The 24,947-nt window shown below is 55.4% G+C and carries 24 protein-coding genes; 17 read left to right on the forward strand and 7 right to left on the reverse strand.

All coding sequences use genetic code 11. From position 1 onward, the window contains the following. Positions 1 to 504 precede the first annotated feature (504 nt). From V0288_RS05400 to V0288_RS05425, 6 genes are all read left to right on the forward strand, one after another. Positions 505 to 1,632: a THUMP domain-containing class I SAM-dependent RNA methyltransferase gene (locus V0288_RS05400; protein ID WP_332864013.1), complete on the forward strand. Its 1,128-nt coding sequence runs from the start codon at positions 505 to 507 to the stop codon at positions 1,630 to 1,632. A 145-nt stretch (positions 1,633 to 1,777) separates the two neighbouring features. Further along, entirely contained in the window at positions 1,778 to 2,608 is an 831-nt protein-coding gene (gene dapB, locus V0288_RS05405) for a 4-hydroxy-tetrahydrodipicolinate reductase (RefSeq protein WP_332864014.1), read from the forward strand. Positions 2,609 to 2,855: 247 nt separating this feature from the next. After that, entirely contained in the window at positions 2,856 to 3,563 is a 708-nt protein-coding gene (locus V0288_RS05410) for a phosphate ABC transporter permease (RefSeq protein WP_332864015.1), read from the forward strand. Between the two features lie 566 nt (positions 3,564 to 4,129). Then, positions 4,130 to 4,867: a septal ring lytic transglycosylase RlpA family protein gene (locus tag V0288_RS25075; RefSeq protein WP_422661905.1), complete on the forward strand. Its 738-nt coding sequence runs from the start codon at positions 4,130 to 4,132 to the stop codon at positions 4,865 to 4,867. 81 nt (positions 4,868 to 4,948) lie between these two features. Then, entirely contained in the window at positions 4,949 to 6,493 is a 1,545-nt protein-coding gene (locus V0288_RS05420) for a bifunctional pantoate--beta-alanine ligase/(d)CMP kinase (protein ID WP_332864016.1), read from the forward strand. Positions 6,494 to 6,741: 248 nt separating this feature from the next. Beyond that, the gene (locus V0288_RS05425; protein WP_332864017.1) at positions 6,742 to 8,862 is read left to right on the forward strand and encodes a putative bifunctional diguanylate cyclase/phosphodiesterase; all 2,121 of its coding nucleotides are present in this window, start codon (positions 6,742 to 6,744) and stop codon (positions 8,860 to 8,862) included. Here V0288_RS05425 and V0288_RS05430 read toward each other — a convergent pair. From V0288_RS05430 to V0288_RS05440, 3 genes are all read right to left on the reverse strand, one after another. Beyond that, positions 8,859 to 9,299 carry a hypothetical protein gene (locus V0288_RS05430; RefSeq protein ID WP_332864018.1) on the reverse strand — a complete coding sequence of 147 codons (441 nt, stop codon included), beginning with the start codon at positions 9,297 to 9,299 and terminating at the stop codon, positions 8,859 to 8,861. The two genes, V0288_RS05425 and V0288_RS05430, sit on opposite strands and share 4 nt — an antisense overlap. A 266-nt stretch (positions 9,300 to 9,565) precedes the next feature. Next, positions 9,566 to 10,801, reverse strand: coding sequence for a DUF4388 domain-containing protein (locus V0288_RS05435; RefSeq protein ID WP_332864020.1), 1,236 nt, complete (start codon positions 10,799 to 10,801; stop codon positions 9,566 to 9,568). Between the two features lie 106 nt (positions 10,802 to 10,907). Beyond that, positions 10,908 to 11,429: a DUF2062 domain-containing protein gene (locus tag V0288_RS05440; protein WP_332864021.1), complete on the reverse strand. Its 522-nt coding sequence runs from the start codon at positions 11,427 to 11,429 to the stop codon at positions 10,908 to 10,910. A gap of 54 nt (positions 11,430 to 11,483) precedes the next feature. On the opposite strand from V0288_RS05440, the gene mnmE reads away from it, so the two are divergent. Continuing rightward, a complete protein-coding gene (gene mnmE, locus V0288_RS05445; protein WP_332864022.1) occupies positions 11,484 to 12,854 on the forward strand; it encodes a tRNA uridine-5-carboxymethylaminomethyl(34) synthesis GTPase MnmE in 1,371 nt (456 codons plus the stop codon). A 15-nt stretch (positions 12,855 to 12,869) separates the two neighbouring features. On the opposite strand, the gene V0288_RS05450 is transcribed toward mnmE, so the two are convergent. Further along, positions 12,870 to 13,541, reverse strand: coding sequence for an HAS-barrel domain-containing protein (locus V0288_RS05450; RefSeq protein WP_332864023.1), 672 nt, complete (start codon positions 13,539 to 13,541; stop codon positions 12,870 to 12,872). Positions 13,542 to 13,615: 74 nt separating this feature from the next. Beyond that, positions 13,616 to 13,804: an NAD(P)H dehydrogenase subunit NdhS gene (locus V0288_RS05455; RefSeq protein WP_332864024.1), complete on the reverse strand. Its 189-nt coding sequence runs from the start codon at positions 13,802 to 13,804 to the stop codon at positions 13,616 to 13,618. A 224-nt stretch (positions 13,805 to 14,028) separates the two neighbouring features. On the opposite strand from V0288_RS05455, the gene V0288_RS05460 reads away from it, so the two are divergent. Beyond that, a complete protein-coding gene (locus V0288_RS05460; protein ID WP_332864025.1) occupies positions 14,029 to 14,436 on the forward strand; it encodes a hypothetical protein in 408 nt (135 codons plus the stop codon). A gap of 2 nt (positions 14,437 to 14,438) precedes the next feature. Further along, the gene (locus tag V0288_RS05465; RefSeq protein WP_332864026.1) at positions 14,439 to 14,687 is read left to right on the forward strand and encodes a hypothetical protein; all 249 of its coding nucleotides are present in this window, start codon (positions 14,439 to 14,441) and stop codon (positions 14,685 to 14,687) included. 14 nt (positions 14,688 to 14,701) lie between these two features. Here V0288_RS05465 and V0288_RS05470 read toward each other — a convergent pair whose 3' ends face one another. Next, positions 14,702 to 15,880 (reverse strand): DUF4336 domain-containing protein, encoded by a 1,179-nt coding sequence (locus tag V0288_RS05470; protein ID WP_332864027.1) that lies wholly within the window; start codon positions 15,878 to 15,880, stop codon positions 14,702 to 14,704. Between the two features lie 53 nt (positions 15,881 to 15,933). Between V0288_RS05470 and V0288_RS05475 the strand changes: the two genes are divergently transcribed. The 4 genes from V0288_RS05475 (at position 15,934) to V0288_RS05490 (ending at position 18,641) form a co-directional block, all read left to right on the forward strand. After that, the gene (locus V0288_RS05475; protein ID WP_332864028.1) at positions 15,934 to 17,178 is read left to right on the forward strand and encodes a YcjF family protein; all 1,245 of its coding nucleotides are present in this window, start codon (positions 15,934 to 15,936) and stop codon (positions 17,176 to 17,178) included. 34 nt (positions 17,179 to 17,212) lie between these two features. Beyond that, positions 17,213 to 17,392 (forward strand): hypothetical protein, encoded by a 180-nt coding sequence (locus V0288_RS05480; RefSeq protein WP_332864029.1) that lies wholly within the window; start codon positions 17,213 to 17,215, stop codon positions 17,390 to 17,392. Positions 17,393 to 17,404: 12 nt separating this feature from the next. Continuing rightward, on the forward strand, positions 17,405 to 18,004 hold the full coding sequence (locus V0288_RS05485) for a chromophore lyase CpcT/CpeT (RefSeq protein ID WP_332864030.1): 600 nt from the start codon (positions 17,405 to 17,407) through the stop codon (positions 18,002 to 18,004). Positions 18,005 to 18,071: 67 nt separating this feature from the next. Beyond that, on the forward strand, positions 18,072 to 18,641 hold the full coding sequence (locus tag V0288_RS05490) for a 1,2-dihydroxy-3-keto-5-methylthiopentene dioxygenase (protein ID WP_332864031.1): 570 nt from the start codon (positions 18,072 to 18,074) through the stop codon (positions 18,639 to 18,641). Between the two features lie 41 nt (positions 18,642 to 18,682). Here the strand turns inward: V0288_RS05490 and def are convergent, their stop codons facing one another. Then, positions 18,683 to 19,252: a peptide deformylase gene (gene def, locus V0288_RS05495; protein ID WP_332864032.1), complete on the reverse strand. Its 570-nt coding sequence runs from the start codon at positions 19,250 to 19,252 to the stop codon at positions 18,683 to 18,685. Between the two features lie 123 nt (positions 19,253 to 19,375). On the opposite strand from def, the gene dnaA reads away from it, so the two are divergent. From dnaA to hisB, 4 genes are all read left to right on the forward strand, one after another. Further along, a complete protein-coding gene (gene dnaA, locus V0288_RS05500; protein ID WP_332864033.1) occupies positions 19,376 to 20,716 on the forward strand; it encodes a chromosomal replication initiator protein DnaA in 1,341 nt (446 codons plus the stop codon). Positions 20,717 to 21,027: 311 nt separating this feature from the next. Next, on the forward strand, positions 21,028 to 22,176 hold the full coding sequence (gene dnaN, locus V0288_RS05505; RefSeq protein ID WP_332864034.1) for a DNA polymerase III subunit beta: 1,149 nt from the start codon (positions 21,028 to 21,030) through the stop codon (positions 22,174 to 22,176). Positions 22,177 to 22,433: 257 nt separating this feature from the next. Beyond that, positions 22,434 to 24,194 carry an energy transducer TonB gene (locus tag V0288_RS05510; protein WP_332864036.1) on the forward strand — a complete coding sequence of 587 codons (1,761 nt, stop codon included), beginning with the start codon at positions 22,434 to 22,436 and terminating at the stop codon, positions 24,192 to 24,194. Positions 24,195 to 24,236: 42 nt separating this feature from the next. After that, positions 24,237 to 24,866 (forward strand): imidazoleglycerol-phosphate dehydratase HisB, encoded by a 630-nt coding sequence (gene hisB / locus V0288_RS05515; protein ID WP_332864037.1) that lies wholly within the window; start codon positions 24,237 to 24,239, stop codon positions 24,864 to 24,866. Positions 24,867 to 24,947: the final 81 nt, after the last annotated feature.

Genomic DNA, 24,947 nt, shown 5'->3' on the forward strand with positions numbered 1-24,947 from the left:
CACCTTACAAAGAGACAGTGAACTTATAGTATAGATCGCTGGCGATGATCGCGATAAGCACCGAGATTCGGATAATTTTCGATCGAACCTCCCGGATCACAGTTCTAGCATTCCCCGCGAGCGCGAAAAACTAACAGGGATAAAAAAAACCTCGGTGCTTGTCCGAGGCCGCTATTGTAGGAGAACTCAATGCAAAACAAAAGAGAGATACCAAAACAACTTTTGTTGCGGTAATCATCTTTATTAGTCTATTTTACTAAAAAATTTCGGAAATGTAAAATTGTAAAGATTAGTTGACAAAAAGTTCCGATTCGGTAAAGGAGGGGGCGGGAGAGGAGGGAGGGAAAAGGTGAAAGGGTCAGGGGGAAAAGCGTAAGAAAGCTCTTTTCCCTTTTCCGGGGACGCTTTTCCCCGAAAAATTTTCCCATCCCCTCACCCTCCCTCCTCTCCCCACTCCCTACCGCGGGTGCGACAATGAGAGAGGACAGATCGCGAGGGAACGGGATGACTCGATCGTATTTCGCCACGACCGCCAGAGGACTAGAAGAGATCGCCGCGCGGGAACTAGAAAGTCTCGGCGCGGGGGATATCCGTCCGGTATTCACGGGGGTACATTTCACCGGGGATACCGCGCTCCTCTACCGGGTGAATCTCTGGTCGCGAATTCTGTTTCGGGTGTTGGTTCCCGTTGTCGAGGTCGCCTGTCGGGACGCGGAAGAACTCCATCGCGAGATCCGGCGGCTCGATTGGGAGGAATATATAACCCCGGAACAGACCTTCGCCGTTCACTGTACGGGAACCAATCGCCACCTGAATCACACCCGTTACACCGCGCTCACCGTCAAGAACGCGATCGTCGATCGACAGCGCGACCGGGACGGGGAACGATCGTTCGTGGATACGGAAAGCCCGGATCTGTTGATTAACGTTCATATCGAGGGCGATCGGGGTCTGGTGAGTTTCGATAGTTCCGGGGGAAGTCTGCACCGTCGGGGCTATCACGTCGCGATGGGAACCGCGCCCCTGAAAGAAAGTCTCGCGGCCGCCATGCTGGAATTGTCGGGATGGACGGACGATCTACCTTTATTAGATCCCTTCTGCGGTTCGGGAACGATCCCGATCGAGGCCGCCTTAAAAGCCTTACATATCGCCCCCGGTTTAGCCCGTTCCGAGTTCGGTTTTCAGAAATGGAACGATTTCCAGCCCGATCTCTGGGAATCTCTGGTAAAAGAGGCCAAAGAAAGTCAAAAAGACTCGTTAAACTCGATTATCCACGCGAGCGACGCGGACGAAACGACCTTACAACAGGCGATCGATAACGCGTACTTCTCCGGGGTAGAGAATTTTATCCGGTTCCAACGCGAGGAGATCGATCGGCTCGAACCGCCGGGCGATCGGGGTATCATCCTCTGTAACCCTCCCTACGGCAAACGTCTGGGCGACGTGTCGGAATTGGGCGCTCTCTATAAAACTTTCGGCGACGTGTTGAAACAGCGATTTAAAGGTTGGACGGCGTACATCCTATCGGGCAATAAGGAACTCACCAAACAGATCGGTTTACGTTCCTCCCGCCGCGTCCCGTTGTTTAACGGTTCGATTCCCTGCACTTTGCTCAAGTACGAGTTGTATTAAATCCCCGCCGCGCGGTGGATACGAGAGAGGGTCGATCGCTCCCCGAAGAACGACGGAAGAGGGTGGAACGATGGATATACATTATATATATACGTGTCAATCGATGACCGCCGACTTTTCCCCGTAACTCGTAAGGAGACCTTTCATGACAGACAATCGATCGCCCATTCCCGTTGTCGTTAACGGCGCGGCCGGCAAGATGGGACGGGAAGTGATCAAGGCCGTGGCCCGATCGAACGATATGATCCTCGTCGGGGCGGTCGATCGGGATCTCTCCGTCCGCGGCCGGGACGCGGGAGAAGTCGCCGGCTACGAACCCCTCGAAGTCCCGATCGTCGATGACCTGCAAAGCGTCCTCGTCCTTGCTACCCAAGAACGCGTTCAGGGAGTGATGGTCGATTTCACCCATCCCGACGGCGTTTACGAAAACACCCGAAGCGCCATCGCCTACGGGGTTCGTCCCGTCGTCGGCACCACCGGCCTGAAACCCGAACAGATTCAAGAATTAGCGGAATTCGCCGAAAAAGCTTCCACCGGCTGTCTGATTATCCCCAACTTCTCGATCGGCATGGTGCTACTACAACAGGCCGCCATTCAAGCCTCCCGATACTTCGATCACGTCGAGATCATCGAACTACACCACAACCAAAAAGCCGACGCGCCCAGCGGTACCGCGATCAAAACCGCGGAACTGCTCTCCGAGTTCGGAAAACCCTTCAATCCCCCCCTCGTCCCCGAAAAAGAAACCCTCGCCGGCGCTAGAGGCGGTCTCATCGGAGAGAACATCCGTATCCATAGCGTGCGCCTCCCCGGATTAATCGCCCATCAGGAAGTCATCTTCGGCGCTCCCGGCGAGATCTACACCCTCCGTCACGATACGAGCGATCGCTCCTGTTATATGCCCGGCGTACTCCTCGCTATCCGCAAAGTCACCGAACTCAAATCCCTCGTCTACGGACTGGAGAAAATCCTATAAATCGCCGGGGATAAGAGAGGCGGGAGGTGAGGGAGGGAAAAGGTGAAAGGGTAAAGGGCAAAGGTGAAAAGCTTAAGAATGCTCTTTTCCCTTTTCCGGCGGCCCTTTACCCTAAAAAATTCCCCCATCCCCTCACCTCTCCCATCTCACTCACCTCCCCCTACTCTATTTACTCGCCCGAATCTGTCTATAATCGAATCGTCCATCACCCCACCTCCCCACCTCCCCACCTCCCCGCTCTCGAAAAATGCTAGTCCCCCTTACCCGCGAAACCTTCAATCAACTCATTCCCCCGATCGCCACCGGGCCTCAATACGCGTGTTACTGGGGAAAATGGCCGGATGTCCTGCAACGTCTCTTTATTTCCGTCGTCGCGCTAACCGCCGCCTGGCTCATCGGGATGTTATTCGGCCCCGGCGGCATCGCGGTTAAATTGATCTTCGATATTATCGCCGGGATGTATTGGCTGTGGGGGCCGGTATATTGGGCGAGCCTTCGCAACAGCACCTATCGCCGGATTCCCTACTGCGGCTTCTGGCGCGGTCGGGTGTTGGATGCCTTCGTCACCGAGGAGTTAGTCGGCGAGGAGGAAACGGTTAACCCGCGCGGGGAGTTGGTGATCGTCGAGAATCGGGAAAAGTGTATTAACTTGGAAATCGGCGATCGGGACGGCTTTTCCGCGATTGTCCGCGCCCCGCTCCAACGGATTCACAAGTCGATCCGTCCCGGTATGATCGCGGAAACCTTGTTCCTTTCCCGATCGCCCGATCTGGGCGAAGTTACCAAGATCGCCGATATCTACCTCCCCCAACTCGATCGATGGGTGGGCGAGTACCCCTACCTCCGTCGCGATCTCTTCCGTCAGGTTAGCCGGGAACTGGGCGGCCAACCGGAACCCCGTCCCACCCCCGATCGCTCCGCGAATCGGGCTATCCGGCGACGGACGCGCCGATAAATCCCCTACAAATCCTCTCCGCGAGCGCGAGATCGCCCCGAACCATCAAGATTCCTAATCAAATCGCTCAATCTAGGTTATAACAGTCCATAAACACCTTTCTGTCAACCCCGGATTAAAAATTTTAATCCGAACCGACCCTCTCATTGAAAATTCTCGTCAAAAACTCGGGTTTTTGTATACGGGAATACCGCGGGAAAAGAAACTATCTGTATCTATAGCTCGGGAGCGCGCTTCGCCCGCGATCGCTACAAGTCCCATCAATACTACCCTTTCCTTCCCGAACAGCGGTCCCGATTCCGTGAATTCCCGGACGATCGAGAGCGATCGCGCGGCAAAAAAAACCAAACCCAACATCTTAACCCGCTTTTTCGAGGCTGTCAACCCTTGATTTGAATTTTTGATTTCCCTCTGTGGGAACGATTTGAATTCTCGTAATAACCTACCAATTTTCCGTGATACGGTTGAACAGAACGTGAACGAAATCACTTCTCGACACCAAGAGGAAAGTTAGCAAATTCCCCGATTTTATCCGAGAAATCTGCTAACGCACTGTAAGCAAGCCTATGAAAAAACTACTGTTAAACCAACTGAGTAAGCTAACCCTACTCACGCTCGTAGGGGCTACCGCCACTCTCATCGGTTCTCAAAAGCAAGGATTAGCCGACAGTCTGACGAATCATTCCCTAAATCGTCAAACTGTCTCCGAAGCATCGGTTCGATCGGATATCTCCATCGGGCGGGAAGCTCGGATCGCTCAATCAGTTACCACGTTATCACAGTCGGGTACTTTTCATAGTAACGAAATTCTAAAAACTTTAGAGCCGTCGGTGGGCGGAGAAAATACCGTCCCCGCGGGCCAACCGGCATCTCCCGGATCGTCCATCGCGCCGACCGTTCAACCCGATCGAAACCAGCCCGCGCCCGCTTCTTCCCAATCCGTGAATAGGGATTCGGTCAAACCGCAAGCGAAACCCTCGGCGAGCCAAGGGACTAAGGGACAGACCCGAGCGAGAAAACAAGGGATGGCTTCCTGGTACGGGCCCGGGTTCCACGGGCGCAGAACCGCGAGCGGCGAGCGTTTTAACTCGGGAGGTTACACCGCGGCCCATCGGTATCTTCCCTTCGGGACGCGGGTGCGCGTGACCAACACCCGGAACGGCCGTTCGGTAGTGGTACGGATCAACGATCGCGGCCCTTTCAGCGGCGGTAGGGTAATCGACCTCTCCACCGGCGCGGCCCGGGCGATCGGCGTGTTTCAATCGGGAGTCGCCCCCGTGGTTTTAGAGGTTCTGGGACGCTAACAAAGTGTAAGCTAGGAAAGGTGCATATTCGTACCTCTCGATCGGAATCGATCGGGGCGTTAATTCCCAGGAGCGAAATCCGTGCGTTTATTCACGACGATCGCCGGTACGCGTACCTTCCTAGATAGCCTACGCCCGAACCGGACTATCGCCCTCGTCCCGACGATGGGCGCCCTCCACCGCGGTCACGAAAGCTTGATCCGGCGCGCGGTCGCCGAGGCGGACGTGGCCGTTGTCAGTATTTTTGTCAACCCGCTTCAATTCGGCCCGAACGAAGATCTTTCCCGTTATCCCCGCTCGCTGGAGAGCGATCGCCAACTCTGCGAGGCGTTGGGCGTGAAAGTGATGTTCGCCCCGGATAACGCGACGATGGGGATCGACGATGGGCGCTCGCTCGACGAGATCGTTCGGGTCGTTCCCCCGATCGCCATGACGGAGCGGCTGTGCGGCGCTTTCCGTCCCGGCCATTTCGAGGGAGTGGCCACGATCGTCACGCGACTTTTCCAGATTATCCGACCGTCGATCGCCTATTTCGGCGAGAAGGACGCGCAACAACTCGCGATTATCCGCCGCTTGGTAGCGGATCTGAATATTCCCGTGGAGATCCGTTCCTGTCCGACGGTGCGGGAGGAATCGGGACTGGCTCTAAGTTCGCGCAATCGCTATCTCTCGGACTCGGAACGAGAAAAGGCGACGATTCTCTGGCTGGGTCTGCGCGCGGCCCTCTCCCGTTTCCAAGACGGCGAGCGCGACCGGACGGCGTTACTGGATACCGTCCGGGAAACCCTCGCCCTCGTCCCGGATTTTCACGAGCAGTATGTCGATCTGGTCGATCCGCTGACCTTGAATCCCCGGTCGACGATCGAGCGGGAAGGATTGTTGGCGATCGCCGGCTATCTGGGAAACACGCGCCTGATCGACAATCTACTCCTGCGCCGGCGGCAACCGACGATCGCCATCGACGGGCCGGCGGGCGCGGGTAAATCTACCGTTACCCGTCGCGTCGCCCGAGAGTTGGGTTTGCTATATCTGGATACCGGGGCGATGTACCGCGCGGTGACGTGGTTGGTGATGGAGGAGGGGATCGCGAGCGGGGACGAGGCGGCGATCGCCGAAGCGGTCGCCAAAGCGCGGATCGAGTTCCTCCCCCCCCCGAGTGTCGATCGGGAGCCGACGGTAAAAATCAACGGGCGGGACGTGACGGGCGCCATCCGCGAACCGGAGATCGCGGCCCGGGTGTCGGCGATCGCGGCGATGAAGGCGGTACGCGAACGATTGGTCGGGCTTCAACGGGAGATCGGGCGATCGGGGGGAATCGTCGTGGAAGGACGCGATATCGGCACGAACGTTTTCCCCGACGCGGAATTGAAGATTTTTCTCACCGCGAGTCCGCTGGAGCGGGCGAAACGGAGATGGAAGGATCTCGAACAACGGGGCCGATCGGGGATCTCGTTGGAAAAACTGGAACAAGAAATCCGCGAGCGCGACCATCTCGATAGTAACCGCCCCTTATCGCCCCTGATGAAAGCGATCGACGCGATCGAGGTGAATACCGACCATCTGACGATCGAGGCGGTCACGGAAAAGATCGTTTTCCTATACCGGGAAAAGATTAAAATTCCGTAATGAACGCTTTACGCTTTCTAGTATCTGCCTTACGATAGATGTCATGATATGCTGACCGATTCTCAGCCCTGTCGGGAATGGTCATCCGGGTCAGTTCGCCCGACTCCGCTTTGAATTTTTTTCCGTCCCCCGCTCGGGTGGGGGCGACAAGAATAGAGGGATCGCCCGTCGGCGGAATTTTTCGAGCGGGGCGAGGTTCGATTCCCTGTCTCTCGATCCAGGTGCGCTATCCCGATCCGCGAAAACCGATGACCGATTTACCATCCCGCTCGTGTTTTTTTTCTCTGGCTGATTTTTTGGATTCGGGCGCGATCGATCGGGGGAAGAATTCTCCGAGGGATGGCAACGGGAACGCCGTTCGACCGGGAAACGAAAGCTTCGGGGAACCCGCCCATCAGAACGAGGTACAACTGCGCTATCTACTCGAAAACACGAGAGAGGGGTTAGTGATTCTCGACGCGATCGGGACGGTGCTGTTCGTGAACCCCGCCGCGGAACGGTTATTCCGTCGTCCGGCGGATACGCTCGTCGGTGAGAACCTGGGTATCCCGATCGCCATCGACGAGTTTAGCGAGGTGGAGATCCCCCACCCGGACGGCAGTTTGAAACGGGTCAGCTTGCGCGCGCTGGAATTTTCCTGGGAGGGACGGGCCGCCTATCTCGCCTTTCTTCAGGATATCACCGATCTCAAGCGAGCGGAAGAACTCGTCAAAATTCTCTATCGAGCCGTGGAACAGAGTCCCGCCGCGATCGTGATCACCGACGCGCGCGGCCGGATCGAGTACGCCAACTCGAAATACGAGAAACTGACCGGTTACACGACGGCGGAAACGATCGGGGCGGAAGCGGGTTATCGGCAGTACCTGGAAATGCCGGGCGAACTGTATCGGGATTTACAGGAGGCGATCGCCCGCGGCCGGGAGTGGTCGGGCGAGTTTCTCAACCGGAAAAAAAACGGCGAGCGATTTTGGGAGAGGGTTTCCATCGCGCCGATCCTCGATGAAACGGGACGGGCCACCCATTTCGTCGCCGTGAAAGAGGATATTAGCGAGCGCAAACAGCAGGAAGCGCTCCTCTGCTATCAGGCCAACCACGACACCCTAACGAACCTACCGAATCGCTCTCTGGCGCTCGATCGATTGCAACAGGCCATCGCCCGGGCGAAACGGCATAACCAGCGGGTCGGCCTGCTGTTTATCGATCTCGATCATTTTAAAGATGTCAACGATACCCTCGGTCACGAGTACGGCGATCGACTCCTGCAAGAGGTAGCCGCGCGTCTCGTCGGTTGTCTGCGCGATAGTGACACGGTGGCCCGGTTGGGGGGCGATGAATTTCTCGTCATTCTCCCGGAATTGGACCGGCCCGATCGCTGTGAACCGATCGCCGGGAAGATTCTCTCCTCGCTGGAAATTCCCTTCGAGCTTTCCGGGGAGGAGGTGTTTATTTCCGCGAGTATCGGCTGTACGGTATATCCCGACGATGCCGAGGATATCAGTTCCCTCCTGCGGAACGCCGATATCGCCATGTACGGCATTAAACGGGACGGCCGGGACGGTTTTAAGTATTACACGCCCGATATGAACGAGAAGGCGATGTTCCGGGTGAATTTAGCCTATCACCTCCGGCACGCGCTCGATCGCTCGGAAATTTCCATCGCCTATCAACCGGTGGTCGAGTTACGATCGGGGCGGCCGGTCGGGGCGGAAGCGTTAATGCGCTGGGATCATCCGGAGTACGGCCGGGTTTCCCCGGCGAGGTTTATTCCCATCGCCGAAGAAACGGGATCGATCGAGCGTCTCGGCGCCTGGATCTTGGAAGGGGCCTGTCGGGAGGCGGCCGGATGGCACCGCTCGGGCTACCCGTTATCGGTGGCGGTCAATCTCTCGCCGCGTCAACTGCGCGATAGCGCTTTTCTCGATAAGCTCGTCCGCTCGATCGGCGCGAGCGGGTTGAATTTGGGGTTTCTAGAGTTGGAAATGACCGAGGCGTTACTGATCGAGGACGTGCCGCGGGCCCTGCCGATCCTCGATCGCCTGCGGAAGATGGGGATCGGTTTGAGTGTCGATGATTTCGGGACGGGGTATTCCGCGTTGAGTTATCTACGCGATTTCCGGTTCACCTGTTTGAAGATCGATCGCTCGTTTATCCGCGACCTTCCCGCGCAACCGGAGGCCGGAACCCTGGCGAAAACGATCGTGGCCATGGCCCGGGGATTGGGATTGCGGACGATCGCCGAGGGGGTGGAAACGCGCGAACAGATGGAATTTCTTCTCGATATCGGTTGCGATCGGGGGCAGGGATATTACTTCAGCCCGCCGCTGACCGCGGGGGAGTTCCGCCAGTATCTCGCTCTCCATCACCGTTAAGGTTGTCGTTCCAGGATCGCTTCGAGCGTACTACTGAGATAATGACCGTTCAAGGTTCCGCCCGTCAGGTGGTAGGTATTGTGATTTAACCGATAGAAAGTCTCGAAACCACTGCGACGACGATCGGCGAGTACCCAATAGCGTTGCACGATCGTGTCGGTGCCGATCCAGCCTTCCCCCTCGATCTGTCCGAAATCGCTGTGTTGTAGGACGAAGCTGTACTCCCGTTCTTCATTGCCGAGACGACCGCGATATTGAAAGGAAATTTCTTCTTTTTCCCCGTCGAGAAAAATAAGCTTACTAACAATGCTGAACCAATTATCGTTGCCCCAGGCGATCAGGAGACGACCTTTGACCGGGATCGGCATTTGATTTCGTTCTAGCCAAGTTCCCTCGATCGTCCAGCGCCCGGCTTCTAATAGAAAGGTATGATCCAATGTGATAACCCTTTAGATCTCGATAGTAGTACCCCGTCCCGCGCCCCAATACTTCTCGGATAACGCCATTCACTCGTTCACAAGAATACTGAAACCCTCGCAATTTCGTGGGCGAGAAACTCCAGGAAATCCTTAACCGAGAGGTATTGTCCCGCGCCCTACCGATCTATTCTACCCTACCCGCTTCGCGTATCCCGCCGTCGGGTTCGATAAGATAGTCCCGACAAGGCACGCGAGGGAAAGATCGGGAAATGTTCCGGGATCTCTTAACAATACCGGCCGAGTAATTGCTGGAATTTTCCCAGAGAGGGGGAACGCTCGACAATTTCCGAGGCCCCGGAAATTTTCGCCCGAATCCGATCGCTCAAGCCGACCCGATCGCTAAAGATCAGGATGGGGGTTTTTTGGAAGGCGGAAAGTTGTCGCAGGGCCTTGCAGATCGTGTAACCATCGGTGTAGAGGAGCCGCGAACCGAGACAGATCAGATCGGGTTCGCGCTCGACGAACACGGAGATCGCTTGCAGTCCGTCGCGCACGGTAAGGTAACGATGCCCGGAGGAGGCGATCATTTCCGCCATCCGTTGACAGACCCGCGGATCTTCGTCCCCGTAGGCGATCATCAGCGCGCGCGGTTCTCGGGAGAGCGCCGGCGGCAAAATATCGATCGGGGCCGGAAAGTCATCGATCGAAACGAGTTCGATCAGTCCTAACTGCACGTACATCAACAGGGAACGGGTCAGGGCGATCAGATCCTGATCGAGGTGAACCGATAGATCGCGGAGGCTGTATTGCCCGGTAAAGTTTTTCCGGAAGATCTCGAAGGTAGACGGGGCGACCCGTTCGGCCAGTTCGGAAAAATCCCGGACGATCGGCGCCCGGTCGGGGGAGCGATCGGCCAGTTTCGCGTTCTGCCAGTCCTGCCATTGTTTCCAGGAGTTGGCGATCGCCGCCTCGGCGGAGATGACCGTCAGGGGAACGAAACCGTCCATCCGCTCGGCCTCGCCCCGCCAACTCACCCGGCCGGCCCGGGTCAGATCGAAGAGAATTTCCTCGATATGGGAGCGGATGATCCCGGTCAGTTGTTCGAGGGTGATTTTCCGTTGTTTCGCCCAGGACACTAATACTTGATATTCCCAGGAAATCGGGGAATCCGTCTCGACAACGCTCATTAATCCCTGACGGAAAGTTTCGGGATCTTGCAGGATATGGGGACAGTAGACCGTTAGGGATCTCTGCCAGCGTCGGACCGGGTGCGAGCCGCCCGTGGCGTACACGAGGCGACCGAGGTAGAAATACAAGACCGACTCGACTCCCTGCCGATCGCTCAGGAATAAACGACCGGTAAATTCTCGCTCGCGGGTTTTCCTGAAAAGCTCGGCTTGTTGGAGAGCGGAAAACTCGGGAAATTCGTCGCGATCGGGGTAGGGAAAGGGAGAATTAGAAGACACTAGCCGCTTGAGAGAGGGAGGGGGAACGATCGATTTCAAGACGGTTTCTACCATGAGGGAGGATTGCAGACAATTCGAGCCATCTTAAGGATCGCGTAACCTCCGGGGGGATTTTGTGATCGCGATCGGCAACGGGGGTGATCGTGATCGAGCGGAGCGATCATCTCGATCGACGGGAATCCCGGGCGCGCGATAGTAGGTGTAAACTCGCGAAATAGGTGACGAGCGCGCAGATCGTCCCGCTCGCGAGACATCCGAACAGCAGTGTCCGGAGCGCCTCTCCTCCCAAACTCGTCCAATGCTCCAGCCAACTGTCGCTAGACTGGAAGATAGTCCGATCGCGCTCGGGATTCCAGCGACCCAAAATCAACTCGCCCACTTTATAGTTAAACAGAAAAATCGGCACGTCGGTTAAGGGATTACTGATCCAGGTGGCCGCGGCCGCCGCGAGTTTGTTGCCGCGAACGACGATCGCCAGGAAAATCGCGATGGCGATCTGTAACCCGAACCAGGGAAAAAAGCCGGAAAAGACCCCGACCGCCAGACCGCGGGCGATCTCGATCGGGTGTCCCTGTAACCGCGTCAGGCGAAAATACCAGTAGCGGAGGAAACGGGGGAATCCGAGAGCGGCGCGTTTTTTCCGGGAACGGCGCGACGCGCGCGAGCGTGTTTTCTCGACCATAAACGATATCGATAACGGATATCGCTTATTATCCTAGCAAGGAGTCCATCAGAAATGCTCAACACGGCAGATACGATAGCGGCCATCGCCACGGCGATCGTACCCGAGACGGGCAGTATCGGCATCGTCCGTCTGTCGGGCGCCTCGTCGATCGCCATCGCCCGTACCCTCTTCGACGCGCCGCGACAAACCTGGGAGAGTCACCGCGTCCTCTACGGTCACGTTCGCGACCCGCGCACCGGCGAGGCGATCGACGAGGCGCTTCTATTACTCATGCTCGCCCCGCGTTCTTTTACCCGCGAGGATGTGGTCGAGTTTCACTGTCACGGGGGCATGATCCCGGTGCAGAGGGTGTTACAACTCTGTCTGGAAAACGGGGCGCGCTTAGCCGATCCGGGCGAATTCACCCTACGCGCTTTCCTCAACGGACGGATCGACCTGACCCGGGCCGAGAGCGTGGCCGATCTGGTCGGGGCGCGTTCGGTGCAGGCCGCGCGGGTCGCCCTCGCCGGATTACAGGGGAAACTCGCGGAACCGATCCGACAATCGCGATCGACCTGTCTCGATATTCTGGCCGAGATCGAGGCGCGGATCGATTTCGAGGAGGATTTACCACCTCTCGATGAAAGCGCGATCTCCTCTAGCATAGATCGGATTTTCTGTCAAGTAAAAGAGATTCTCGCCACGAGCGATCGGGGCGAATTGCTCCGGAGTGGCTTGAAAGTGGCGATCGTCGGTCGTCCCAACGTGGGGAAATCGAGTTTACTGAACGCGTGGAGTCGGAGCGATCGGGCGATCGTCACCGATTTACCCGGCACGACGCGGGACGTGGTAGAATCGCGGCTAGTGGTGGGCGGAATTCCCGTACAGGTACTGGATACGGCGGGAATTCGCGAGTCCGGTGACACGGTGGAGCGGATCGGCGTGGAGCGTTCCCGACAGGCGGCGCGGGACGCGGATCTAGTGCTATTCACCGTTTCCGCGGCGGAGGGTTGGACGACAGCCGACGCGGAGATTTACCGGCAAGTGTCCGAACGTCCCCTCATTTTAGTCATTAATAAAATCGATCTCGCGCCCGCCGATCGAGTGGTGTACCCTAGACAGATAGAACGGGTCGTCCCTTTAGCCGCCGCCCGAAATCAGGGGATCGAGAAACTAGAAAAGGCGATTCTCGACAGCGCGGGAGGCAATGAAATCAGCGCGGCGAATCTGGATCTGGCGATCAACCAACGTCAGGCCGCGGCGTTAACCCGCGCGAAACAGTCCTTAGAACAGGTACGGGAGACGATCGAACGGGGTTTACCGCTCGATTTCTGGTCGATCGATCTGCGCGCCGCGATCGGCGCGTTAGGGGAGATCACCGGGGAGGAGGTGACGGAATCGGTACTCGATCGCATTTTCAGCCGTTTCTGTATCGGGAAGTGACAGAAATCGATCGCCTTAAACCGAGATATGAATCTGACTCAGGATGTAGCGGAGTCGATCGTAATCATCTTTTAACAGAACGCTTAACTGTCTCCCGACGTTCACCAGCCACTGTCGATCGGCTTTTCGCAATTGATAGATCTCCCGGATAGACGCGGCCGCGAGGGCTTCCACCGGCGTATTTTTCACCTGTAATAAAATCCGTAAAAAATCCAATCGCTCGCTAAAATTTACCACCTCGATCGGATCGCATTGATAGACCGCCTGATGGATCTGCGGGGGACGGGGAGGGAGGTACTGATAAATATATCCCCCGATCGCACCGTTGCCGTTACGGGAATCGGGAGTCTCGAAACCCACGATCGTCGATCGAAATTCCGTCTTCAACATGGCAAAAATCTGCGGCTGTTGTTCCCGCAATTCCGCCAGCGATAGCCCCAAAGCCCGCGCCCGGTGTACCGAATCGATCGGCGCGGTCGTCGCGAAAGTAACGATCCCGAAGACTTTATTCCCCGTTTCCTCGTCGTAGGCTTTCACCCAACTACCGAACGGGGGCATAAAGGGAAAATTCAAATCCTCCGGTTCCAAACACTGGGCGAGAAATTCCGTCGTGGCCGTCTCGATCACCTCGGCGATGTGATCGGGATGGCGACCATCGGTATCGAATCGGGGTAGGGGAAGACGCATTTTTCAAGAGGCAGACCGTAGGGTGGGTTACGCTTCGCTAACCCACCGAGAACATTTATAACGGCTAAAAAAGGTTATTTTTTGCCTTTCGCGAGGACGACTTCTTCGAGTTCCGAGAGGTTAAAGGTGATCAGCTTATCCCAGTTTCCCCCCTCGAACAGGACGGCGACTTTTCCATCGCTCACTCTCTGCACGATGCCCTCGAACTTGTAATAGGTGTCGTCCGGATTGGTGACGCGAACGGTACTGCCGGGTAGAATCATAGCTTTCTCGCGGGAATGGTGGAAAATGACTTTACTTAGATTAGCAGAAAAGTCTCGATCGATATACGGTCAGCCGGTTTTCACGGTTGGTAAAATCAAAAAAACACGGGAGGGACGGTAATTGTAGAGTGCGCTCAAGAATCTTCAAAAGTACGAAATGTTCCGAAACTCTTTTCGGCGAGTTCGATCGAGTATCAAGAATCGCTGAAATCAAGTAACAAATCATGCCAACAAAAGGAGCGGTTAGCGGAAGATTATTCGATCCATCACGAGCGGGAGGAAAGATTCTTAAATTATCCTATCTGAAAGTAACCATCACTTCTAGAGGGGTTGATTTAGTTGAATCGCACGTCCGCCGATTTAACCCAGTCGGTCAAGCGGAGATTAGAATGGTAGATAGATTGAGAAATATCGCTCAAGGCCGATTGAAACCAGAACCGGTCGATTTAAGATTTTATACTCATGAACTTCGGGAGTACATTAGATATAAAAAACTAGGGTATTCCACCGGACAACCACCAGATCCCGATCTCGCTTACGAACTGTGGAATAACGCTCATACAGCAACCCTTGAAGATTATAGTTTGAAAGAAGGTTTCGGTGTTTTATTTCATCCCAGTGTGGAGGATTAATCATGAGAGAGATAATACAATTAACCCAACTAGAATTAGTGCTTCTCCAGTTAATTGATAAAGGAAAAGGACAATGGAGTTGGTACGAGATCGCTAACGCGCTTTCTCGCCAAGAGGTTCCTAGAGAACCCGATATGATGACGGTCTTAAAAAATCTCGCCCGTCAGGGATTCGTGAAACGGTATGTAGAACCGGGATCGCCGCGCGATCGCTGGGAATTAACCCCCGAAGGCGAGTTATTGTTACAATAGCCCGCCACGTCACCCTACAATTTCTCCCGCGGTGGGGGGGTGATATTCCAGCGAATTAAAAAGCGATCGATCCCCCGCAGACACTCCAAATCCTCGTCCGGTAACGTGCTTCCCGTTTTCTCCAGAAAGGAAAAAGCCTGTCGGAATTGATACGCATCCGTCTCGATCGAACCCTCGAAATGACAGGGAATCACCCGTTTTATCTCCCAACTCGCCACCCGATCGACCCATTGTAGAACCACTTCCGGGGAACGATTTAAAATTAACGTTTGCAGGATCGGCGCGACTAATAAACGTCCCCCACCGCGGAGGGTTTCAAACGTATCCCGCCACCCGGCGCGCCATTGAAAGGGAAATAATCCGAAATAGCCTTTTCGAGAGCGATCGCTCGCCGTCCGCGCTTCCCGGAACACTTTCCCCCATCGCAGCACTTCTAACGCCGGGGGCTGAAAATACAGGGCGAAAAGACAAATTCTCTGCCATCCTTTCCGACGATTTTTCGGGCTATCGAGAATCGGATCGTCCGCGCTATCTCTCGCGTGAAACAACAACGGATAGGGATCGACACGGACGATTTCCGGCGGATCTTCCGGGACGGAAACGATCGAATCCGTCACCAATAAAGTATTCGAGGCGCGATGGAAAAAAGCCACTTCCGAGAAGCCCGGCCCGTTGAGATCGATTCCTCTCAGGATCTCGTAATCGAATTCCCGATGTAACGGTGTGGTAGCGACATCTTGCGGCAGAATCTCGGTACGTCGCGCCGGTAAACCCAACCAACTCGAGGGTAGATTGAGGGGAAAACTCCATTGATCCGGGGCGACATAAACGGTCGCGCTCGGAAAACGACGGGCGAAGGGGCCGACAAAAACCTTATGTTCGATCCCCGAGATGGTGGGGAGGATAATATACTTGACCTCGCCGTATCGCGCTTCTAACTCCCGGACGAGGGCGATACATTGATTCGTGGGGGCGACCGGCGCGTAGACGAGTAATCCCCCGGATTCCAACCGGATCACCGTCATCCGGATCGGCACGACCACGTAGAAAATACCCTGGATTTGGTCGAACGTCCAGATCGTATCTTTCACCACTTCCCGGCGAATTGTCCACCGCCTGCCATAGGGATAAAGTGGTACGATCGGCCAGTAAGGCCAGGATAAATCTTGAGGACGAACACCCGTCTGGTTCATTTAGCCCGTGCTAATTCGTTCATTGTAGTTATCATAAAGCCCCCGCGATACCGATGAATAACAAATTGCCGATCGATTCCCTCGTGAATACTTGGAACAGCGTGACGGGTGAGGTGGCGAAACGGCTACCCGTCGATCGTCTGGCGAACTCGATCGTGCAGTGGTTCAGCGTCAGCGATAGCCAGGTCGCGGAAATTCTCGAGAAAGCGCGATCCGAGTTACCGACGACCGAAGCGCTATTGATCGGCAAACCCCAGACCGGCAAAAGTTCGATCGTCCGGGCCTTAACGGGAGTTTCCGCGGAGATCGTCGGTCAGGGTTTCCGTCCCCACACACGAAACACCCAACGATACATCTATCCTTCGGAGGATCTTCCCCTGCTGGTGTTCACCGATACGGTGGGTTTGGGGGACGTGGATCAAGATACAGAGGCATTAATCGGGGAATTATTCGCGGATCTAGCGGAAAAGACGGGAAAAGCGCGAGTTTTCATCCTCACGGTGAAAAGTAACGATTTCGCCACCGACAGCCTGAAAGCGATCGCCAAACAATTACGGGAGAAACATCCCGAAATTCCCTGTTTACTCGCGGTAACTTGTTTACACGAGATCTATCCGCCCGAAATCGAGAACCATCCCGATTACCCGCCCGATTTTCCCGATATCCAACGGGCTTACGAGGAACTGCAAAAAACGTTCGCGGGGTTATTCGATCGATCCGTCCTTATCGACTTCACCCTCGAAGAAGACGCGTATACCCCCGTTTTTTACGGCTTAGAGGCGTTTCGGGACACCCTCGCCGATTTACTCCCCACCGCGGAAGCCAACGCCATCCACCAACTTCTCGACAAGGAAACCGGCGATCGACTCGGCAATCTCTACCGCGACGTAGCCCGACGTTATCTAGTCGCGTACTCGATCGTCGCGGCGACTCTGGCGGCGGTTCCCTTACCTTTCGCGACCATGCCCGTGTTAACCGCCCTACAGGTGTCGATGGTGGGCGTTTTAGGCAAATTATACGGGCAGGTGTTAACGCCGTCGCAGGCCGGGGGCATCGTCAGCGCCATCGCCGGGGGATTTCTCGCGCAGGTAATCGGCCGGGAATTGGTGAAGTTTATCCCCGGATTCGGCAGTGTTATCGCCGCGTCCTGGGCCGCGGCCTATACTTGGGCGTTAGGCGAGGGCGCGTGTGTTTATTTCGGCGATCTGATGGGGGGCAAAAAACCCGATCCCGAACAGATTCAATCGGTGATGAAAGAAGCTTTCGCGTCCGCGAGGGAACGATTTAAACGGGTGTGAAAACTTGGGAAAACCTTCTAGTTCGCGAGCGAAGATGGAAAACGTTTTGTCCCGTCGATGGAAATCGATAACACTCGATTTACCGTATCTCGATCGCCAACCATCTCTACAAAACGATCGATCGCTGTTTCCCATCCCCGTCCCCCTCGAAGTTTTGTACAATGAATTTATTTCCGAGCCGAACGCGGTCATCTCCCGCGGTAAAATCAACTAGAGTACGCCGAAAATGCTCTCGATCGCCCTACTGCTTCTCGTTCAAACCACTACGGTTAACCCCTCCGTTCAAAACGTGGTGAACTATCTCGCCGGCGAGATGAATACCACCGCGCAAGCGCGGGAGAATCCGAAAATCGCCGAGGTACAGATGACTACCTGCGAGGTTTCTTTTCCGAATAGCGAGAGTTCTGTTTATTTATACCAAGAACAAGCTTTATTAAACAAATTAAATCAACCGTACCGCCAGCGATTCCTCGAAATTAAACCCGGAACGGACGATCGCTCGATCGAGTCGAAATCGTATAAACCTCGAAACGCGGGCAACTTTATTAATTTTTGTAAAAGAAGCTTGACAGAAAGACAGGTGCGACCATCGGATCTCGGCGAATATGTCTGCACGGTTATTTTAACGCCGATCGAGGGAGGCTACAAAGGAGAAACGCCCCCGGCCGGTTGTCCGGCAACCGCGAGAGGCGCGGTGAGAATTACTAACACGATCATTCTACGTCCCGACGGTATGGATACCAGCGATCGGGGCTACGACGCGAACGGCCGCCAGGTTTGGGGCGCGGGGGAAAATTTTTATCAATTCCGTCGGGGAAATCGGTAGACATCCCCCGATCGAGAGAAATATTACAATAGAAAACGTGATTTACTGAAGAAAGGATACAGATAAGATGGCCGTACTCCGTCTAGAAAATGGAACCACCTACACGCGACTCGAAGATATCGGCGAAAAACTGGCCGCGCTGAACGTGAGTTTGAATTACTGGCCGATCGAAAATCCCGAAACTCGCGAGTTACTAACTAAAGCGGCGTTAAGCGATGAAGAAAAAGAAACCGTTTTAGTGAGCCTCGACCAGTATTTTCGGGAATTACAGGAAAAATACAATTATCAATCCCGAGATTTAATCGTCCTCCATCCCGATATCCCGAATCTCGACACCTTACTCGCCAAATTCGAGCGCTGTCATACCCACGCCGATGATGAAGTACGCTATATCATCGATGGCGAGGGAGTTTTCGGGTTCGTTTTCCCCGACGGTTCCCAAGCGGAGTTAACCGTACAGCCCGCAGAATATATCAATGTTCCCGCCAATAGCGAACACTGGTTCCATCTCACCGACGCGCGACGGGTGAAGGCGGTACGTTATTTCACCTCCACCGAGGGATGGGTTCCCGAATACACCGACACGGAAATCCGTTTCGCGGGGGAAAAGAGAGAATTACAGGAATTTTCGGTTTAAATCCGCGAGAGTATGGGAAATCTGTTGAAATTCTCCGATATTTACGGGTGCGAGGCTCGCGCCCCCACGGTTTCCGTTACAGAAGCCTCGCGGGTTAAGAATTGATATTCCTCTTCCGTGTATAGATCCGCGTCCGATTCCAATCGATCGAGAAATAGGATACCGTCGAGATGATCCGACTCGTGTTGGAAAATCCGGGCGATAAAATCGTCGAAACGGGCGCGGATTACATTCCCAGAGCGATCGAGATATTCTACCTCGATCGAACGGTGTCGGGGGACAAAACCCCGTAACCCCGGAACACTCAAACACCCCTCCCATCCCTTGACAATTTCCCCGCTCGTCGAGAGAATCCGGGGATTAATCATCGCCGTCGGTTCCATTGTCGGCGCGTTCGGATAACGGGGATTCGGACGGGAAGCGACGATAAATAGGCGTAAAGACTCGGAAACCTGCGGCGCGGCGATTCCCACCCCGTTAGACGCTCTCGCCGTCTCGATTAGCGAGTCGATCAGCGATTGTAACGATCGATCGGCGAACTTCTCGATGTCCTTCGCCCTTTGTTCTAAAATCGGACTTCCTAAACGCGCGATCGGTAAAATCCCCGTCATAATTCTTGTTTTAACTTCGCGAGGCTATTGAAATCATCTTATCCCGATCGGAAAAATCTCGCTAAACTTATACCATTCCCTACCCGAATTTACCGAACTCAAGCTTGTTTATCGAGATACCCCGTGGACATCAGCGCCCAACAACTCTGGAAAAACGTCTTAGAACGCCTTCAAACCCGATTAACTCGCCCCGCTTTCGATACATGGTTCGGTACGGCGACGATCGGCGGCTGGCATAACGATCGCCTCGTGATTCAAGCGGAAAATCCTTTCATTCTCAACCATCTCCAAAAAAATTACCTGACCCTGCTTTCGGAAGTGGTCAAGGATATCGTCGGTTATCCCGTGGAAATTCAACTGACCACGGTACAGGGAGAAAATATCGCCATTCTCGGCCCCCGCCCTACTTCTCCCTCGGAATCCGTATTTACCAACCAATTAAACCCGAAATACGTCTTTTCCCGCTTCGTGGTCGGGCCGACCAACCGGTTAGCCCACGCGGCCGCGCTCGCCGTCGCCGAGGTTCCCGGACGGGAATTCAATCCCCTCTTTCTCTGCGGGGGGGTGGGATTGGGAAAAACCCATCTCATGCAGGCGCTCGGGCATTACCATCTCGAACTGTATCCCGCGTCGAAAGTTTTTTACGTCTCCACCGAACAATTTACCAACGACCTGATCGCCGCAATCCGCCAGGATAGTATGGAAAGCTTCCGCGAACATTACCGCGGCGCGGATATTTTATTAGTAGACGACCTACAATTTATCGAGGGGAAAGAATACACCCAAGAGGAATTTTTCCACACCTTTAATACCTTACACGAGGCGGGAAAACAAGTCGTTCTCGCGTCCGATCGACCGCCCAAACAGATCCCCAGTTTACAGGATCGGTTGATCTCCCGTTTCTCGATGGGCTTGATCGCCGACATCCAGGCCCCCGACATCGAAACCCGGATGGCCATCCTGCAAAAAAAGGCGGAATACGAGAATTTACGCCTTCCGAGAGAGGTTATCGAGTATATCGCCGCGAATTATACCTCGAACATCCGCGAGCTAGAGGGGGCGTTAATTCGCACCACCACCTATATCTCGATCTCCGGATTGCCGATGACGGTGGAAACCATCGCCCCCGTTTTAAGTCCCCCCGCGGAGAAAGTCGCCACCTCCCCGGACGTGATTATCACCGTGATCGCCGAGGAATTCAAACTCTCGATCGAGGATCTCAAGGGCAATTCCCGAAGGCGAGAGATCAGCCACGCGCGACAGATCGGGATGTATCTGATGCGACAGCACACGGATCTGAGCTTACCGCGCATCGGCGAGGAATTCGGCGGAAAAGACCACACGACGGTGCTGTATAGCTGTGATAAGATCAACCAGGCGCGCCATCAGGACGGACAGTTACGCCAAACTCTCTCCCGACTCAGCGATCGCATCAACCTCGTCAGTCGCGGCCGGCAACCGTAGAGAGGGCGGGAGGCGGGGAGAACACTTATTCCGGTCTCCTGAAAAGTTTTCCACAGTCTTTCCGGGAAGCGAAGAAACCGGTAAACCCCTTGAAAATACTCCGTTTGAACGAGGTACTTCGGAGAGAACGCCCGCTCGATCGCGCGTTTCTCCACAAGTTTTCCACAGGTACGCGCGGGAGAGATCGATCGAGATTAAAAGATTGAAAGTATTTCCGGATCGGCTGGTGGCTATAATCTAAAATCCCCTCGATACCCGTTCCGAAACTCTTACAATCACAGTAGCAATACAAAAGAACCATCCGATCATCCATGAAATTCACCACCAGTCAAAGCGATCTCAATACCCATCTATCCCTCGTCAGTCGCGCCGTTTCCAACCGTCCCACCCATCCCGTGTTAGGAAATGTTCTCTTTGTCGCGGACGAGGAAAAAGGAGAAATTAGCCTGACAGCTTTCGATCTCAGCCTGGGAATCCGGACGAGTTTCCGCGCCGACGTGGGCGAGGGGGGAAAAATCACCCTACCCGCTAAACTCCTCAACGATATCGTCACCAAAATCGGCGACGGCGAGATCACCATCACCGTCTCCGAAGAGGGGGAAGACGAGGAACATACCGTCGTCTACCTGAAAACCGCCTCCGGCCAATTCCAGATCCGGGGCATGAAAGCCGATGAATTCCCGGAATTACCCACCGTCGTCGATGGTGAAACGGTTAGCTTACCGATCGATGCCTTGACAGAAGGGATAAAAGGTGCATTGTTCGCCGCCAGCGCCGATGAAACGAAACAGGTCTTGACCGGCGTACACCTGACGAAAACCGTCGATAGCCTGGAATTCGCCGCCACCGACGGGCATCGTCTCGCCGTGGTGCAAACGCCCCTAGAAGACGCGGATTCCTCCTCGAAAGGGTTTACCGTCACCATCCCCGCGCGCGCCCTGCGGGAGTTGGAAAGAATGCTCGCCGCCCGATCGAACACCGAGTCGATCACCCTCCACGTCGATGACGCGCAAGTGATTTTCGAGTTAGACGAACAGAGATTGACCAGTCGCAAGTTAGACGGAGCCTATCCCGCCTACGGGCAATTAATCCCCAAATCCTTCAGTCGATCGCTGACCATCGATCGTAAACAGTTAATCCGTTGTCTGGAATTAGTCGCCGTCCTCGCCGACGGGAAAAACAACCTCGTCAAATTCAGCATCGACGGCGAGAACGAGCGTCTTTCCCTCTCCGTCGAATCCCCCGACCTCGGTAGCGCGAAAGAATCGATGGCCGCCGAAATCACCGGAGAAAGCGGCGATATCGCCTTCAATGTCAAATATTTAATGGACGGTTTAAAAGCCCTCCCCGCCAACGACATCCAGATGCAACTCAACGCCAACACCCAACCGGTCATCTTCACCCCCCTCGGCGGCTTAAAAATGACCTATCTCGTCATGCCGGTACAGATCCGCCAGTAGTTTCGGAAGTTTCGGGGGCGGGAGGTGAGGGAGGGTAAAGGTAAAAGGGTCAAGGCGAAAGGATTCAGAAAGCTCTTTTCCCTTTTCCCCTTCCCCATCCCCCTCATCTTCCCCATCCCCCTCATCTCCCCATCCCCCACTCTCCCGATCGACTGACCGCGAGAGAGAAATGTTATAGTAACTAGCAAAAGATCGATCTCTAGCGATCGCTCGCTGTCCCGATATTTATATACCGAACTCCTTACTGATAGTTGGTTATGACATCCTTTTATTTAGATTCCGAAATCGGACAGAATAAGCTTGTAAACTCCCGTAATTTCGCGATCGCCGCCTCGATCGGCATTCACGGTTTACTGCTCGCCAGCGTCGTCCCGAATATGGCCCGATCGGCCGAAGGAGATCCCGCGCCGCGAGACCTGAAAAACGTCGGCGTTATCGAACTCAACTCTTTCGAGCGCTCGCGTCTTCCCGAGTTTAACCCTTCACCGAGCAACCTTCCCGGCGCTTCCGAAATTCCCGGACTTCCCCCGGTTCCCGGCGCGGACAGTTCCGTGTCCCCCCTTCCGGCACTTCCGCCGCTCGGGAGTCTCGATAGCGATCTCCCCCCGATATCCTCCATTTCTCCCCCTCCTTCGCTACCTTCCGCCCGTTCCGCCCCCTCTCTGCCTCCCCTCCCTCCCTCCTACTCTTCCCTGCCTTCCTCTCCCGCCCTACCCTCGCTGAGAGTGTATAACCCTCCCGTCGCGTCTATCCCCCGGCTTCGATCGAGCGACATTTCCCGGCCGCCCCTGACCCCTTCCACGCCGAATGTACCGCGTTACTCGCCGAATTTACCCCCTCCCCCGTCCGTCCCGACCGTTTCGGGGAAAAATCCCTACGGGAATAATTTGCCGCCGAATACTTCTCCCGTCGATAATTACTCCCGGAACGATCTAGAAAATTTTTACCGGAACAATCCGAACATCCCTCGATCGAACCGGGACTTACGTTTCGATCCCTCCGGAGATCCTTCGCTAACGGCGGCAGGAATTCGACAGGCCCCGATCCGGGCTTCGGAACAGGCCCGGAACCAATTAGGAAAACCGGTGCCGATTAACCCCGCTACCGGAAATGAATCCCCTCGCGACGACCAACGCGTCCGGGGTCTACTCGCTCAGATGGAAGAACGCCGGCGATCGCTCCAAGAGGATAAAACGAACACCACCGACGAGGAAGCGATGCGAAATCAGGTGGCCTGGTTAAATGAACAGAAGAACCAGAACCCGGAAGCGTTAAATGAACTGAATAACCGGGATCGGGGCAAGAAAGGCATCTCTACCGTCGCGCTGACCGGTAGTTATCCCGCCGATGCCTGTTCCCGACAACTCGCGGGAACGGCGGTTTACGGGGTGACGGTTAACGGCGCGGGGGTTCCCGTGAGCGAGCCGTGGTTACTCAAGAGCGCGGGTTTCCCGATCCTGAACCAACAGGCGGCGCGGGAAGTTCGATCGACCCGTTTTAGCGACTCCGGCGACGGTTCGCGGATCTATCAGGTGAAAGTCAGTTTCGCCCCCTCTCCCGATGTCTGCCGCACCCCGATCGCCCGTCCCCGCGATAACGAGCCTAACCCGATCGAAACCCGGAATAGCGCTCCCCCCGCGCCGGAGGTACAACCCCCGACCCGAGAGCGATCGACGAACCCGCGCCCGAATCCCGAAGTGAACCCGCGGCCGGAGAATCCCGAGAAAGCGCCGGCCCCGACCCCACCCCCGACGACGGTGGTACAACCGAAAGCGCCTCAACCCGCTCCCCCGGTACCAGAAACGAAACCGCCGCAACCCGATCCCGCGGTGGTACAACCGAAAGCGCCTCAACCCGCTCCCCCGGTACAAGAAACGAAAGCCCCGGAACCCGAAGGCCCCCCGGCACCCGCCGCGGCCCCGCGAAGCGTCGAACCCGCCCCGGAACCCCCGAAACCGGCCGAATCCCCGGCCGAGGCTAAACCCGCGCCCGCGGGGTCTCCCGGTTCCGAAGGTTAATCGAGGCGGTAAGATAAACGTATCCGTATTAACGCGCTTTCTATGATTTCCGTCCCTTCCCTAGCCGATTCCCTCTCCTCTCGTTCCCGTCGCGCCTCGATTAGTCGCGTGACGAAAGAAACCGACGTACAGGTATCGATCGATCTCGACGGGCAGGGCAGTTGTCACGCCGATACGGGCGTTCCCTTCCTCGATCATATGCTCCACCAGATCGCGAGTCACGGCTCGATCGATCTGGATGTCCGCGCCAAGGGGGATATCGAGATCGACGATCACCACACCAACGAGGACGTGGGCATCACCTTGGGACAGGCTCTCTTTAAAGCGCTGGGCGATAAAAAAGGGATCGTTCGTTTCGGGCATTTTGTCGCTCCGCTTGACGAGGCATTAGTTCAGGTCGCTCTTGACTTTTCCGGGCGGCCGCATCTGAGTTACGGTCTCCAGATTCCCACCCAGCGCGTCGGAACCTACGACACCCAGCTAGTACGGGAATTTTTCGTCGCTTTGGTCAACCATAGCCAAATGACCCTACATATCCGCCAATTAGACGGCATTAACTCCCACCACATCATCGAGGCTACCTTTAAAGCCTTCGCGCGCGCGACCCGCATGGCGATCGAGATCGATCCCCGTCGCGCCGACGCGATCCCCAGTTCTAAAGGGGTATTGTAAGGAAGCGATCCCTCGCGCGCCCGCGAAAAATCGCAAAATAACGTGACAATAGAAGGGAAATTTCTTCCCATCGTCGCCCCG

Origin of the sequence: Pannus brasiliensis CCIBt3594, assembly GCF_036688125.1 — a bacterium.
Lineage (GTDB): Bacteria > Cyanobacteriota > Cyanobacteriia > Cyanobacteriales > Microcystaceae > Pannus > Pannus brasiliensis.